General features: G+C 68.7%; 9 protein-coding genes. 3 read left to right on the top strand and 6 right to left on the bottom strand.

Features of this window, described 5'->3' with window-relative positions; genetic code table 11:
• Nucleotides 1-46: 46 nt before the first annotated feature.
• Both murJ and ACFY3I_RS23640 read right to left on the bottom strand, forming a co-directional pair.
• A complete protein-coding gene (gene murJ / locus ACFY3I_RS23635) occupies nt 47-2,395 on the bottom strand; it encodes a murein biosynthesis integral membrane protein MurJ (protein WP_390862454.1) in 2,349 nt (782 codons plus the stop codon).
• A gap of 46 nt (nt 2,396-2,441) precedes the next feature.
• Nucleotides 2,442-4,880 (bottom strand): DUF6049 family protein, encoded by a 2,439-nt coding sequence (locus ACFY3I_RS23640; protein ID WP_390862456.1) that lies wholly within the window; start codon nt 4,878-4,880, stop codon nt 2,442-2,444.
• A 288-nt stretch (nt 4,881-5,168) separates the two neighbouring features.
• Here ACFY3I_RS23640 and ACFY3I_RS23645 point away from each other — a divergent pair, with 288 nt between their 5' ends.
• Nucleotides 5,169-6,614, top strand: coding sequence for a CCA tRNA nucleotidyltransferase (locus tag ACFY3I_RS23645; protein WP_390862457.1), 1,446 nt, complete (start codon nt 5,169-5,171; stop codon nt 6,612-6,614).
• A 108-nt stretch (nt 6,615-6,722) separates the two neighbouring features.
• Here the strand turns inward: ACFY3I_RS23645 and ACFY3I_RS23650 are convergent, their stop codons facing one another.
• From ACFY3I_RS23650 to ACFY3I_RS23660, 3 genes are all read right to left on the bottom strand, one after another.
• Complete coding sequence (locus tag ACFY3I_RS23650) at nt 6,723-7,985, bottom strand: MFS transporter (protein ID WP_390862459.1); 1,263 nt, start codon at nt 7,983-7,985, stop codon at nt 6,723-6,725.
• Nucleotides 7,986-8,103: 118 nt separating this feature from the next.
• Nucleotides 8,104-9,186 (bottom strand): inositol-3-phosphate synthase, encoded by a 1,083-nt coding sequence (locus ACFY3I_RS23655; protein ID WP_390862461.1) that lies wholly within the window; start codon nt 9,184-9,186, stop codon nt 8,104-8,106.
• A 42-nt stretch (nt 9,187-9,228) separates the two neighbouring features.
• Complete coding sequence (locus tag ACFY3I_RS23660) at nt 9,229-9,909, bottom strand: helix-turn-helix transcriptional regulator (protein ID WP_390862463.1); 681 nt, start codon at nt 9,907-9,909, stop codon at nt 9,229-9,231.
• A 747-nt stretch (nt 9,910-10,656) separates the two neighbouring features.
• Here ACFY3I_RS23660 and ACFY3I_RS23665 point away from each other — a divergent pair.
• Entirely contained in the window at nt 10,657-12,954 is a 2,298-nt protein-coding gene (locus ACFY3I_RS23665; protein WP_390862465.1) for a transglycosylase domain-containing protein, read from the top strand.
• Between the two features lie 131 nt (nt 12,955-13,085).
• Nucleotides 13,086-14,585: a glycosyltransferase family 87 protein gene (locus tag ACFY3I_RS23670; protein WP_390862467.1), complete on the top strand. Its 1,500-nt coding sequence runs from the start codon at nt 13,086-13,088 to the stop codon at nt 14,583-14,585.
• Between the two features lie 99 nt (nt 14,586-14,684).
• Here ACFY3I_RS23670 and ACFY3I_RS23675 read toward each other — a convergent pair whose 3' ends face one another.
• Complete coding sequence (locus tag ACFY3I_RS23675) at nt 14,685-15,716, bottom strand: alanine racemase (protein ID WP_365285812.1); 1,032 nt, start codon at nt 15,714-15,716, stop codon at nt 14,685-14,687.
• Between the last annotated feature and the right edge of the window lie 64 nt (nt 15,717-15,780).

Genomic DNA, 15,780 nt, shown 5'->3' on the forward strand with positions numbered 1-15,780 from the left:
TGCACGACACACGGCGGCGGCCGATGGTTGTGCGCGTACCCCTACCTCAGCGCCCCAGACGCCCGCGCACCATACCCACGAGGGAGTTGAGCTCCTCGATCCGCATGCGGCGCGCGGCGACGTAGAAGACGCCGATCAGGACGACCCCGCCGACCAGCAGCGCGGCGAAGGAGCCGATCACGCCCTGCCCCAGAGTGTGGCCGATACCGAAACAGGCCGCACCACTGAGCAGAGCGGCCGGCACGGACGCGATGCACAGCCGCGCGTAGGTACGGGTGACGCGGGAGCCGTCCAGGTCGCCGCCGAGCCGCTTGCGAAGGCGCTTCCAGGCGACGCCCACGCCGATCGCGTAGGCGAGGCCGTAGGAGGCGGCCATGCCGGCCACCGCCCAGCGGGCCGGCAGCAGGAGGTAACAGGTGACCGAGGCGCCCGCGTTGACCGCGGCGACGATGACCGTGTTGTAGAAGGGGGTGCGGGTGTCCTCGTACGCGTAGAAGGCGCGCAGGACGACGTACTGCACCGAGTACGGGATCAGGCCGAGGGCGAAGGCCATCAGCATGAAGCCCATGTTGGTGGCCTCGCTGGTGCCCGAGGAGCCGAAGATCAGGGTGCACATCGGGATGCCGAGTGCCAGGAACCCGAAGGCGATGGGCACGATCGCGACGGCCGTGGTCCGCAGGCCCTGGGAGATGTCGTCGCGGACCGCACCGGTGTCGTCCTCGGCGGCCGAGCGGGAGATCCGGGGCAGCAGTGCGGCCATCAGGGAGACCGTGATGATGGCCTGCGGCAGCCCCCAGATCAGCTGGGCGTTGGCGTAGGCGGCGAAGCCGGTGCCGTCGACCGGGGACTTCTTCCCGGCCGAGGTCGACAGCTGGGAGACGACCAGCGCACCCGCCTGGTTGGCGAGGACGAACAGCACGGTCCACTTGGCGAGCGTGGCGGCCTTGCCGAGGCCGTGGCCCTTCCAGTCGAAGCGCAGCCGCATCCGGAAGCCGGTCTCGCGCAGGTAGGGGATCATCGCCAGGGCCTGGACCACCAGGCCGAGCAGCACTCCGAGGCCGAGCAGTCGCTGGCCCTCCGGGGGGATCGTGGTGACCTTCATCCCGGAGTGGGCGGCGGTTCCGTACACCCAGATGAACAGGCCGAGGGTGACGATGATGACGATGTTGTTGAGGACCGGGGTCCACATCATCGCGCCGAACTTGCCCCGCGCGTTGAGGACCTGACCCATCACCACGTGGATGCCCATGAAGAAGATCGAGGGCAGGAAGTAGCGGACGAAGGTGACGCCGACCTCGTTCGCCGCCGGGTCGCTGGCGACCGAGTCGGACAGCAGGCGGATGAGGAAGGGCGCGGCCGCGACGGTGGCCGCGGTCAGCAGGCCGAGCGCCACCATCACCAGGGTCAGCAGACGGTTCGCGAACGCCTCGCCGCCGTCCTCGTCCTCCTTCATGGCCCGCACCAGCTGCGGTACGAAGACGGAGTTGAGGCCGCCGCCGACCGTCAGGATGTAGATCATCGTCGGCAGCTGGTAGGCGACCTGGAACGTGTCACCGAGCAGACCCACACCGAGCGCGGAGACGATCAGCGCGGAACGGACGAAACCCGTCAGGCGGGAGACCATCGTGCCCGCCGCCATCACCGCACTGGACTTCAGCAGCCCGGAGGCGCGCCCGCCCTTCTTGGCCGTGGGGGCCGAGGACGCCGTGGGCGCCGCCGGGGCGGACACCGGCTCGGTGACGGGGGTCTCGGGCCCGGACGGGCCCTGCGGGTACCGGGGCGGCGCGTACTGGGGAGCCTGGTACTGGTTCTGCGGGGAGGGGCCCTGCTGCGCCGGCGGGTACTGGCCCGCCGACTGGGGGTACTGGCCGGCGGTCCCCGGGTGCCGGCCTCCGGGACCGGGAACGGACCGGGGGTCCGTCTGCGGGTTGCCGCCGCCCTGCTGCTGGTCGCGGAAGAGGTGCGCGAAGGCGTCCGGCTCGTGGTGCTCCTCACCGGAGTGCGTGACGAGGTCGTCCACCCCCACGAACTGGGTCGTGCGCGGGTTGTCGCCATACGGCAGGTACTGGGTCGGGCCGGCGGGTTCGGGAGCCGGGGTCTGGGCCCACACCTGGGGGTCGGGGGCGTAGGGCGACTGGGCGGGCGGGCCGTACAGCGGCTGCTGCGGGTACATGCCGGGGGGCGGTGGCGGGTGGGCCGCGCGGTCGTAGAGCGCCTCGGCGACGGGGTCCTGGGCGGAGAGGTCCTGCGCCCGGTAGGGGTCCTGGTCGTAGGCGTCCTGGAGGTACATGTCAGCCGCGTGCTGCGGCGGGACCTGGCCGGCCTCCGGCGGCGGCTCGGGGTAGCCCGAACCGGCCGCGCCCTGGCCGCGTTCACCGTCGTACGGCGCGTTCATGGTTACCCCACCTCATCGTCCCGGGCCACACCGGCCACGACATCGCTCAACGGTCCACTCTCTCACCCGTTCCGGACGGGTCGGCGCTTTCCGGTGCGGTGTCCGGTGTCGGGTCACTCGGCTGCTCAGGGTCGTCTGCCCCCGAGCGTGCCTCGGACTCTTCCTGGAGACGATCCTCATGGCCGTGGGAGTTCCCGGGGCGGCCGGTGTCGTCGGATTCCGCGTCCGCCAGGGCTTCGGGGCCCTCCGGGCTCCGCGGAGCGTCCGGGGTCTCCTCGCCCGCCTCGTCGGGGCCGTCGCCCTCCTCGGCGCCTTCCGCGGCGCGGCGGGCGGCCGCCCGCTTGCGCTGGGTGTACATCCGGAACCCGGCGAGCACCAGCAGCAGCACGCCGCCGCCGATGACCAGCATCACGGTGGGCGTGACCTCGGTGACCTTCACGTCGAACTGCACGGGAGCGCCGAACTCCTGGCCGTCCTCGGTGTAGAGCTGGGCGATGACCTCCACCCTGCCGTTGGCGTTGGCCGATGTGGAGAACTTCACGGACTGGGTGTGGCCGCCGGAGACCTCGACCGGCTGCTCGTAGTAGGCCTTGCCGCCGATCTCCAGTCGGGTGGGCATCGTCGACCTGAGCCGCAGCACGAGGTGGTCGACGCCCTGCACCAGGTTGTTCTGGACGGTCACCGGGATGGTGGCGCTGCGGCCGGAGAGCTTGGTCTCGGACTTGTCGATCAGCTTGACCTGGCCGATGAGGCTGTCGAGCCAGGACTCCACGCCCGTGCGGAATGTGGCCGCCTCGTTGGCACGGCCCCGCCACGACGTGGACATCTCACGGTTTATGGCCCGCCCGAAGGGCGTCACCACCCGGGACTGGTTGGTGAGGATCACCTGGAAGTTGTCGAGCTTGTCCTGGGTGCGGGCGATCTGCTCGAAGGCCGTCCGGGGCAGCTCCTGCTTTCGCAGCCAGGAGGGGTAGGCGGACGACGAGGGGATCTTCGTGGTCGCGCCGGGGTCGGGCTTGCCCTTGGCCGCCGCCGCGAGATCCTGGGGCTGCGACCAGTTGCTGTCCTGCAGTGCGGTGATCGCCGTCGCCATCGCCTGGATCTGGGCCGACGACGGCATCCGCTGCGGTGCGACGACGATGCTGCGCTGTTTGTCGTTCTGCGCGTTCAGCGCCAGGCTCTGGGCCAGGAACTGCTGCACCGCGAGGGTGTTGGAGTCGGCGTTGGTCAGATCGCCCTGGAACGCCGTGGACAGCCGTGCGTCCGCGACCACCGCCGTCGTTCCGCCGCCGATCGGGCGGGCCGCGGAGGGCGTGTAGGACAGCCCGCCCGTCTCCTGGAGGCTGTCACTGCGGGCGATCACCTTGTCCGCGCCCGCCGAGGTGGCGACCTTGATGATCGAGGGGTCGACGGCGCCGTTCACGGGCCAGGCGAAATCCGTGCTCGGTGTGACATGGAGCACAGTTTCCACCGTGGTGGCCGCGACGTCGGTCGCGTCCTTGAGATGGCTCAGCGATCCGGTCACGCTGGTGCCGTTGTGCGCCAGGGAGGCGAGGTCCGGGTCGGCGAAGGGAAGGGCCACGACCTCCTTGTCCGCCACCGAGCTCTGCAGGTCGGCCAGGAACTGCTTGGCCACCGCCTGGTGGGTGCCCGCCGTGGTGCCGTCTCCGGAGGCCTGGACCCGGTAGCTGCGGGTCATCGCGTCGACGGAGGCCAGCAGGTCCGGATCGATCACCCAGGTGACGTCCAGGTCCTTGCCGAGCGCCAGCATCTGCGCCAGCCGTCCGCCGGGCGAGATCTCCTTGGCGAGGTCGTCATCGAGGAAGACGGGCGTCTGCAGCTCGCCCGCCCCCGTCTTCGCCGTCACGTGGACATCGGAGATCAGGGGCCACAGGAACGTCGTCCTGGTCTGCGTGTCCGCCTCGGAGGACTGCCAGGGCAGGAAGGTCCGCTGGATGCCGAGAACCTGGTCCCACGGCTGAGCGGACGTCTGGCCGGACAGCGAGACGCCGAACGGGTACACGCCGTCCTGGCCGAGGTCGAGCTTGTCCACCGGCACGGAGATGCTGAAGTGCTCGGCGACGCCCGGCACGAGCGAGTCGAAGTCCTCGGTGTACTTGCCGCCGATCGCGGTGCCCAGGTCCGACTGGAGGTCGTCGGGATGCCGGGCCGCCGCGTCGATCGCCGAGCGCGCGCTGAGCCGGGAACCCACCCGCAGGTCCACATGGGCGCCTGTGACGGCCTGCTTGCCGTTGTTGGTCACCGTGCCGGAGACCGTCACGGTGCCGCCGTCACTGGGGGCGCTGGGGCTGAGCGAGTCCAGGGCGACGGACACGGTGTCCGAGTCGGCCGCCTGGGCCGGCGTCGCGGCCGGCAGCTGCGCCAATGCGGCCAGCAGAGGCGCACTCGCGAGCAGTGCCCCGGTGCGCCGCAGCCAGCGACGGGCAGGTGAGGGCGTCCCCTGGAAGTCTGCCGCCTCGGCCACGCGTTCGTCCGTCCCTCGTCATCGTCAATGGTCGTCGGAATGTGCGTCCACGCATGGTAACGAGGCGCGCTGAGCGGAAGTGCCGCGGTGTGCTCCACAAGATCGTGGGAGGAGACCGCACCGTCCCCTATATCCAGTATCGTCGGGAGACTCCTGTACGCGCTGAGCGCTGCCCCTGTGCGGGTTTGGAGTGAGCTGTCCCACGCTCCTCGTACGGAGGTCCTGTGTGGGACGCCGCCGGTATATGGAGGAGCTTCGGGGCGCTCGGGGCACGTACCCTGTTCTGTTGTGCCGAACGCGAATGATGACACCCCTTCCTCTGTCCTGAGCCTGGCGCAGCAGCGCGCGGTGAGCGAGCTGCTGCGGGTCGCGCCCGTCGCCGACGACCTCGCCCGGCGATTCAAGGAGGCCGGGTTCTCGCTCGCCCTGGTCGGTGGCTCGGTCCGGGACGCGTTGCTGGGCCGGCTCGGCAATGACCTGGACTTCACGACCGACGCCCGACCCGAGGAGGTACTGAAGATCGTCCGTCCCTGGGCGGACGCCCTCTGGGAGGTCGGTATCGCTTTCGGCACGGTCGGGGCGCAGAAGGACGGCTACCAGATCGAGGTCACCACCTATCGCTCCGAGGCGTACGACCGCACCTCGCGCAAGCCGGAGGTCTCCTACGGCGACTCGATCGAGGAGGACCTGGTCCGGCGTGACTTCACGGTCAATGCCATGGCGGTGGCCCTGCCGGAGAAGGAGTTCATCGATCCGCACGGCGGCCTGGACGACCTGGCGACACGTGTCCTGCGCACCCCGGGGACACCGGAGGAGTCCTTCTCGGACGACCCGCTGCGCATGATGCGAGCCGCCCGATTCGCGGCTCAGCTCGACTTCGAGGTGGCACCAGAGGTCGTCGCCGCGATGAAGGACATGGCGGGGCGTCTGGAGATCGTCTCGGCCGAGCGGGTCCGGGACGAACTGAACAAGCTGATCCTCTCGGCTCATCCCCGGAAGGGGCTGACGCTGCTCGTCGACACGGGGCTGGCCGACCATGTCCTGCCCGAGCTCCCGGCCCTGCGTCTGGAGAGTGATGAGCACCACCGCCACAAGGACGTCTACGACCACACGCTGATCGTCCTGGAGCAGGCGATGGCGCTGGAGCAGAGCGGCCCCGATCTCACCCTCCGTCTCGCCGCGCTGCTGCACGACATCGGCAAGCCGCGCACCCGCCGCTTCGAGAGTGACGGCCGTGTCTCGTTCCATCACCACGAGGTGGTCGGGGCGAAGATGACCAAGAAGCGTATGACGGCGTTGAAGTACTCCAACGAACTGGTGAAGGACGTCTCACAGCTGGTCGAACTTCATCTGCGGTTCCATGGCTACGGCGCCGGTGAGTGGACGGATTCCGCGGTGCGCCGCTATGTCCGTGACGCGGGTCCTCTCCTCGACCGTCTCCACAAGCTGACCCGTTCCGACTGCACCACCCGGAACAAGCGCAAAGCGGCGGCGCTCTCCCGTGCCTACGACGGCCTGGAGGAGCGGATCGCCGACCTTCAGGAGAGGGAGGAGCTCGACGCCATCCGCCCGGACCTCGATGGCAACCAGATCATGGAGATCCTGGCGATCCGGCCGGGTCCCGAGGTCGGCAAGGCGTACAAGCACATGCTGGAGCTCCGGCTGGAGCACGGGCCGATGGAGCATGAGGCCGCGGTGGGCGCGCTCAAGGAGTGGTGGGCCGAGCAGGGCTGAGGGTTCGGGTCATGTTTCACGTGAAACACGACCCGGCCGTGCGTTAAGAGGGGTGATGTTTCACGTGAAACATCACCCCTCGTCGTACCGGCGCCGATACGGCCGACCTCAGCGGCGCTCGAAGCGGGCCATGCCCGATGCGACCCCGACGTAGATCAGTGCGACGGTGATGACGAGAGTGGCGGAGCGGCCGTCCGGCGGGAGCATCAGGGCGGCGACGCCGGCCGCGCCGACGAAGGCGACGTTGAAGAGGACGTCGTACACGGAGAAGATCCGGCCCCGGAAACCGTCATCGACAGAGGACTGGACGATGGTGTCGGTGGCGATCTTGGCGCCCTGGGTGATCAGCCCCAGGACGAAGGAGGCGACGAGCATGGGGACCGTCGTGAACGGGAGTCCCAGAGCTGGTTCCAGTACAGCGGCGGCCGCGGCGCACACCATGATCCAGCGTCCGGAGCCGAGCCGTCCCACCGCCCACGGAGTGACGACGGCCGCCGTGAAGAAGCCGGCGCCGGAGATGCCCAGCGCCAGCCCCAGCAGCCCGAGCCCGTCGTCGGGGTCGGACGAGAGGGCGTAGCGGCAGAGCATCAACACCAGGACGAGCAGAGCGCCGTAACAGAAGCGCATGACCGTCATGGCGATCAGCGCCCAGACCGCCTCGCGGCGCCGGGGGGCCGCGAGGTGTCGTATCGCCTCCCGGAGGTCACGTGCGGTGGTGATCACGGCCGTTGCCAGGCTCGGCTGCGCCGGGTGCCGGTCGGGGCCGAGCAGTCCGGGAGCCATGGTCAGCGAGGCGAGGGCAGCGGACAGGTACAGCGTCGCGCCCAGCAGAACCACCGCGGCATCGGAGTCGGAGCCGAGCAGCCGAACGGCGAAGGCTAGACCTCCACCCACCGTCGCGGCGAGGGTTCCCGCGGTCGGGGACAGGGAGTTGGCCAGCACCAGACGGTCGGTGTCGACCACACGCGGAAGGGCGGCGGACAGCCCCGACAGGACGAAGCGGTTGACGGCCGTGACACACAGGGCGGAGACGTAGAAGAGCCAGTCGGGGACCTGGGCGGCCATCAGGACGGCGGTGAACGCGGCGAGCACCGCGCGTATCAGGTTGCCGTGCAGGAAGACCTGGCGGCGGCGCCAGCGGTCCAGCAGGACACCGGCGAAGGGGCCCACGAGTGAGTACGGAAGGAGCAGGACCGCCATCGCCGAGGCGATGGCGGCCGGTGAGGTCTGTTTCTCCGGGGAGAAGACGACGTACGTGGCGAGCGCGACCTGATAGACACCGTCGGCGCCCTGGGAGAGCAGACGGACGGTGAGGAGGCAACGGAAATCCCGCAGGCGCAGCAGGCCACGCAGGTCGCGGACGACGGGCATGGGGCACAGCCTCACACATGGGGAAAGTCCCCGGGTCGGCGGACCCGGGGACTCTCACAGCCCTGGCAGGAGCGATTTTTTGCGAGCGACGGACGTCAGCTTCCGGCGCTGGGTCGAGCTAGCGCTCGACGTCCCCACGGATGAACTTCTCCACGTTCTCGTAGGCCTCGTCGTCGAAGTACTGCACCGGCGGGGACTTCATGAAGTAGGAGGAGGCCGAGAGGATCGGGCCGCCGATACCGCGGTCCTTGGCGATCTTCGCGGCGCGCAGGGCGTCGATGATGACACCCGCGGAGTTCGGGGAGTCCCAGACCTCGAGCTTGTACTCCAGGTTCAGCGGGACCTCGCCGAAGGCGCGACCCTCGAGGCGGACGTACGCCCACTTGCGGTCGTCGAGCCACGCGACGTAGTCGGACGGGCCGATGTGGACGTTCTTCTCGCCCAACTCGCGGTCGCGGATCTGCGAGGTGACGGCCTGCGTCTTCGAGATCTTCTTCGACTCGAGGCGGTCGCGCTCGAGCATGTTCTTGAAGTCCATGTTGCCGCCGACGTTCAGCTGCATGGTGCGCTCGAGACGGACTCCGCGGTCCTCGAACAGCTTCGCCATCACACGGTGCGTGATGGTCGCGCCGACCTGCGACTTGATGTCGTCGCCGACGATCGGGACGCCCGCCTCGGTGAACTTGTCCGCCCACTCCTTGGTGCCGGCGATGAAGACCGGAAGGGCGTTGACGAAGGCGACCTTGGCGTCGATGGCGCACTGGGCGTAGAACTTCGCCGCGTCCTCGGAACCGACGGGCAGGTAGCAGACGAGGACGTCGACCTGCTTGTCCTTGAGGATCTGGACGACGTCGACGGGGGCCTCCGCGGACTCCTCGATCGTCTCGCGGTAGTACTTGCCCAGACCGTCGAGGGTGTGGCCACGCTGGACGGTCACACCGGTGTTCGGGACGTCACAGATCTTGATGGTGTTGTTCTCGGAGGCGCCGATGGCGTCCGCGAGGTCAAGACCGACCTTCTTCGCGTCGACGTCGAACGCGGCGACGAACTCGACGTCGCCGACGTGGTAGTCGCCGAACTGAACGTGCATGAGGCCGGGGACCTTGGTCTCCGGGTCAGCGTCCTTGTAGAACTCGACGCCCTGCACCAGTGACGCGGCACAGTTGCCCACGCCGACGATGGCTACGCGAACCGAACCCATTCCGGTTGCTCCCTGTGTGTACGAGTGAGGCCCTGACCGGGCTCACGTGGCGGTGTCGTCGGGCAAATCCGGCCGGGTCGCCCCGGACCGGGGCAGGTTGCCCGACGTTCCATTGGTGGTGTTCTGCTGAGCGGACCCCCCGGAAGCGGGACTCTTCATGTCCCGTCCGGCCCGCTCGCTCTCGATGAGCTCGTTCAGCCAGCGCACTTCGCGCTCCACGGACTCCATTCCGTGGCGCTGGAGCTCAAGCGTGTAGTCGTCGAGGCGTTCCCTGGTACGCGCCAGCGAAGCGCGCATCTTCTCCAGGCGCTCCTCCAGCCGGCTGCGCCGGCCCTCCAGTACGCGCATCCGCACGTCGCGCGAGGTCTGCCCGAAGAAGGCGAACCGGGCGGCGAAGTGCTCGTCCTCGTAGGCGTCGGGGCCGGTCTGGGAGAGGAGCTCCTCGAAATGCTCCTTACCTTCGGCCGTCAACCGGTAGACGATCTTGGCGCGGCGTCCGGCGAGCGGTGCGGCGAGGGCGTCCTCGGTGGTGTTTCCCGGTTCCTCGATCAACCAGCCGTTGGCGACCAGCGTCTTGAGGCAGGGATAGAGCGTCCCGTAGCTGAACGCCCGGAAGACGCCCAGTGACGTGTTGAGTCGTTTCCGCAGCTCATAGCCGTGCATCGGGGACTCGCGAAGCAGGCCGAGTACGGCGAACTCAAGGATGCCGGACCGTCGGCTCATGGTCGCCTCCTCTCGTCTCTGATGCGCTTATCTCGCTCTGATGTATCGGCTCGATACATCACGACGATAGATCGGCGATCCCGGTGCGACAAGAGGAACGACGGTGAACGGGATCACATCACCGATTCGCAGGAGGCAACTTGCCTGATTTGGGGTGAACTTCGGGGCTCGGCGGGTTTTGGCGGTGCGTAGTCTGTGCGGCATGCAGACCACCGGGAACCAAGTGACGCCTGGGGGGCGTCCCTGTCCCCGGTGCAGTACGGGTGAATGCAGGACCGACCACATCCGTACTTCGGGGGGACCGGAAACCAGCCGCCGTTTCCAGGCGCGCACGGGTGCGCCTGCCCGAGGAGTAATCGTTCGATGAGCGAGCACCGTCGCAAACCGCAGCAGCCGCAGGGAGGCGGACGTGCCGCGGCCCGACGCGGCCAGTCCGACCCGTCCGCCGGCCGCCGTGCGGCCCCGCGAGGCGCCACCGGGTCTTCTTCCGACTCCTATGGGTCCCGTTCCTACGGATCGGATTCCCAGGACTCGGGAGGTGAAGAGCGCCCCTACGGCGGCCGAGCCGAGGCACGCCGGGCGGCGCAGAGGAACACCGGAGGCCGCCGCAGAACCCCCGACAACGCAAGCCGCGGTCCCGGTGGTCCTGCCGGGCCGGGGCGTGGCAGAGGCCGGACGCCCGCGGCGCCCGCCAAGAAGCGCCTGATCGACTACCCGAGAGCGAACAGGTTCGGCTGGCATCGCTGGGTGCCGTCCTGGAAGCTCGTCTCCGGCCTGTGCATCACCTTCTTCGGCAGCCTGGTGGCGCTGGTCGGCGTCGGATACGCCATGGTGGGCGTCCCTGACGAGAACACCGCGGCCAAGTCCCAGAACAACGTCTACTACTGGGCCGACGGCAAGCAGATGGTCACGGCGGGCACCGGCATCAACCGGCAGAACGTCACCATCGACCAGATCCCCAAGGCGATGCAGTACTCGGTGATCTCGGCGGAGAACAAGAGCTTCTACACGGACCCCGGCGTCGACTTCAAGGGCATCGCCCGCGCTCTGGTCAACATGGCCCAGGGCGGTGAGACGCAGGGTGGTTCGACGATCACCCAGCAGTTCGTCAAGAACACCTACCTCAGCCAGGACCAGACGATCACCCGTAAGTTCAAGGAGATGTTCATCTCGGTCAAGGTGGGCACCAAGTTCACCAAGCCGGAGATCCTCCAGGGCTACCTGAACACCTCCTACTTCGGCCGTGGGGCGTACGGCATCCAGGCCGCCGCCCAGACCTACTACGGCGTGGACGCGAAGGAGCTCACGCCGAGCCAGTGCGCGGTCCTGGCGGCCCTGCTGAAGGGCGCGACCTACTACGACCCCGCCGGCAACCCGGACATCGACCGCGCGGCCTCCAGGGAAGCCAACCTGAAGCGGTCGCAGGATCGCTGGGGCTGGATCCTCGGGGAGATGCACAAGGACCAGCACCTCACCGACGCCGAGTACCAGCAAGCGATCAAGAAGTACCCGATGCCCCAGGGCCGCAAGGCGACCAGGGGGATGACCGGCCAGATCAGCTACCTCGCCGACACGGCCAAGAAGTACGTCCTCGCGCACTCCAACATCACGGAGGCACGGTTCGACCAGGGCGGCTTCCAGATCTACACGACCTTCGACAAGGACAAGGTCAACGCGCTGAGCGCGGCCGTGGAAAAGGTCCAGAAGGCGCGCCTCGACCCCAAGCACCGGGATAAGGACAAGTACGTCCAGTTCGGTGCGGCATCGGTCGTCCCTAATGACGGCAAGATCGTCGCCCTGTACGGCGGTGCCGGCTATGAGAACAACCACTTCACCAACAACGCCGACACCTCCGGTGTCCCCGTCGGTTCGACGTGGAAGCCGTTCGTCCTGGCCGCGGCCATGGAACACGGCACGTACAAGACCGATGGCGAAGGGGTCTCGCCGCTCAGCAAGTACAACGGCGACGACAATCTCAAGGTGCGGCGGCCGGACGGTACGTACTACCTGAACAAGGACAACTCGATCTTCCGGCAGAGGAACGAGAGCGGATACCCCTGGGGCTACATCAGCCTGCGAAAGGCGATGGAGCAGTCGATCAACACGCCGTTCGTGCAGCTCGGCGTGGACGTCGGCATGACCAAGGTGCGGGACATGGCCCAGGCGTCCGGGATCCTGCCCGCCAGCATGTCGCAGGACCTCAATCCGTCGTTCGCCATCGGTACGTCCACCCCCAGCGCGATCCGCATGGCTGACGCCTACGCGACCTTCGCCGCGTCCGGCAAGCACACGGACCCGTACTCGGTGACCGAGGTCAAGCAGGCCGGAACCGACCTGCCGGGCTTCAACAAGCCGAAGGCCACGGTGGCGATGCCCGAGAACGTCGCGAACAACGTGACGGACACGCTGGAGAACGTGATCCAGAACGGTACGGGTACCAACGCCAAGGCCCTGGGCCGTACGGCGGCGGGCAAGACCGGCACCACCGACAGCAACAAGTCGGCCTGGTTCGTCGGCTACACGCAGCAGCTGTCGACCTCGGTCGCGATGTTCCGTGAGAACCCGAAGGACGCAGAACTGCTCTCCATGAACGGCACGGCGGGCGTGGCGTCCATCCATGGTGGTGACATCCCGACCTCGGTGTGGACCGAGTACATGAAGTCCGCTCTGGAGGGCAAGAACGACCTGGGCTTCCCGAAGGCGACCAAGATCGGTCAGATCGCCGACGAGGCGGGCGCTCCGTCCCCGACGCCGACCCCGAGCATCACGCCGAGCGAGACGCCGAGCGAGACGCCGAGCGAGACGCCCAGCGAGCCGTCTACTCCGCCCTCACCCACGATCAGCGAGAGCTGCCGGTTCGCCTGGAACTGCTCGACCGACGGCGGTGCCGACGCGGGCGGAGCGGGCGGACCGGGTGGAGCGGGTGGGACGACGTCCTCTCCGTCGGCCACGGAATCGACCGGCCCGGGCTCTGCCAACGGCGGAGGGAACGGCGGGGGGAACGGTGGAGGAAACGGGAATCTCTTCGGCGGCTCGACCGGCTAGCCGCGAGGTCTGACCGGTAGGTGACCATTTCGCCCGCCGAAGTGTGTTTCACGTGAAACATGGGCCGCCGCATCCGACGAGGTGCGGCGGCCCTCGGCGTATTCCTAGAGAGGTACGGCAGGATGGGCCCCATGCCCAGTGCAGAGACGACGCCCACGGGCGTGCGCGAGCCGGAGCCGGTGCGGCCGACCAGGGAAGACCCGGTCGCCGCGGCCGGCAGTGAGCTGATCGGTGGCCCCATCGGGCGGCGTGCGCTGCTCGGGACGTCCTGGTGGACGCCGCTCAGGGTCGTGGTCCTCGTGGCGATCGGCATGTTCGCCCTGGGTCTGATCCAGAAGGCGCCCTGCTACAACGGCGGCTGGTTCTTCGGCGCGAGCTCCCAGTACACCCACGCCTGCTATTCGGACATCCCGCACCTCTACCAGGGCCGCGGTTTCGCCGACGGTCTGGTGCCGTACTTCGACAAGCTCCCCGGCGACATGGACTACCTCGAGTACCCGGTGCTGACCGGTGTGTTCATGGAGGTGGCCGCCTGGCTCACCCCGGGCAGCGGCAGCATCCAGCTCCAGGAGCAGGTGTACTGGTTCGTCAACGCCGGGATGCTGATGATCTGCGCCGCCGTGATCGCGGTGTGCGTGGTCCGCACGCACCGCCGGCGCCCCTGGGACGGCCTGCTGGTCGCCCTGTCACCCGCCTTCGCCCTGACCGCCACCATCAACTGGGACCTCCTGGCGGTCGCTCTGACGGCCGCGGCGATGCTGATGTGGTCCCGGAGCCGTCCGCTCGCCTTCGGGGTCCTCCTGGGGCTTGCCACGGCCGCCAAGCTGTATCCCGTGTTCCTTCTGGGGCCGCTGTTCCTGCTGTGCTGGCGCGCGGGCAAGTGGCGGGACTTCGTCACCGCGGCCGGGGGCGCCGTCGTCGCCTGGCTCGTCGTGAACCTGCCGGTGATGATCTTCGCCTTCGACGGCTGGTCGAAGTTCTACACGTTCAGCCAGGAACGGGGCGTCGACTTCGGCTCCTTCTGGCTGATCTGGGCGCAGAACACGACCACCCCGCCCAGCACCGGCTTCGTGAACAACGCGGCGATGGCCCTGGTGCTGCTGTGCTTCCTCGGGATCGCCGCCCTGGCGCTCACCGCCCCGCGGCGGCCGCGCTTCGCCCAGCTCGCCTTCCTGGTGGTGGCGGCCTTCATCCTCACGAACAAGGTCTACTCACCGCAGTACGTCCTGTGGCTGGTGCCGCTGGCCGTGCTGGCCAGGCCCAAGTGGCGGGACTTCCTGATCTGGCAGGCGTGCGAGGTGGCGTACTTCCTGGGGATCTGGATGTACCTCGCGTACACGACCAGCGGTGACGCCCACAAGGGCCTGCCGACCCAGGGCTACCACTGGGCCATCGCGGTGCATCTGCTCGGCACGCTCTACCTCTGCGCGATGGTCGTCCGCGACATCCTGCTGCCCGAGCGGGACGTGGTGCGCCGCTCCGGTGACGACGACCCCTCGGGCGGAGTGCTGGACGGTGCGCCGGACGTCTTCGTGGTCGGTCCGGCGGCCCGGCCCCGGCGTCACGCCGTCCAGTTCGAGGGACCGCAGGTGGAGTGGGGCAGCCGGGCCTCCGGGGACAGTTCGCTCTGAGCGAACAGGCTGGGCCGACGGGCCGAGCCGACAGCCCTGTCGACGGAAAGGGCCGTACACGGAACCCGTGTACGGCCCTTCCGGCGTTCCAAGACCCCGTCAGCGGTCCACGATGCGGTCGAACTGGGTGGTGGTGTGGCGCAGGTGGGCCACCAGCTCCTCGCCCACGGTCGGCTCCGGAGCGTCGGTCGGCACGAACAGGATCGACACCTGCATGTGCGGCGGCTCCGCGAACCAGCGCTGCTTGCCGCCCCAGACGAACGGTGCGAGGTTCCGGTTCACCGTGGCCAGGCCGGCCCGTGCGACGCCCTTGGCGCGCGGCATGACGCCGTGCAGCGCCTTCGGGGCCTCCAGGCCCACTCCGTGCGAGGTACCGCCCGCCACGACCACCAGATAGCCGTCCGAGGCCGCCTTCTGCTGCCGGTAGCCGAACCGGTCGCCCTTGGCGACGCGGGTGACGTCCAGGACCGCCCCGCGGTACTCGGTGGCGTCATGGTCCCCCAGCCACAGCCGGGTGCCGATCCGGGCCCGGAACCGGGTCTGCGGGAACTGCTGCTGCAGCCGGGCGAGTTCGTCGGCCTTGAGATGGCTGACGAACATCGTGTGCAGCGGCAGCCGGGCCGCGCGCAGCCGGTCCATCCAGCCGATGACCTCCTCGACGGCGTCCGAGCCGTCGGTGCGGTCCAGGGGCAGATGGATGGCGAAGCCCTCCAGACGGACGTTCTCTATGGCCGAGTGCAACTGCGGCAGGTCCTGCTCGCTGATGCCATGGCGCTTCATCGTGGACATCACCTCGATGACCACGCGGGCGCCCACCAGGCCGTACACGCCGTCGATCGACGACACCGAGCGGATGACCCGATCGGGCAGCGGCACCGGCTCCTCGCCGCGCCGGTACGGCGTCAGCACCAGCAGATCGCCGCCGAACCAGTCCTTGATGCGCGCGGCCTCGTACGTCGTGCCGACGGCGAGGATGTCCGAGCCCAGACGCGTGGCCTCCTCCGCCAGGCGTTCGTGCCCGAAGCCATAGCCGTTGCCCTTGCAGACCGGGACGAGACCCGGGAACTGCTCCTGCACGTGCTTGTGGTGCGCACGCCAGCGCGCGGTGTCGACGTAGAGCGTGAGCGCCATGGCCGGACCTGGGACCTTTCTGGATGGCTGGGGTGTTTCAGGCTACAGAAGCACGAAGCGTGAC

Source organism: Streptomyces sp. NPDC001068 (assembly GCF_042897315.1).
Lineage (GTDB): Bacteria > Actinomycetota > Actinomycetes > Streptomycetales > Streptomycetaceae > Streptomyces.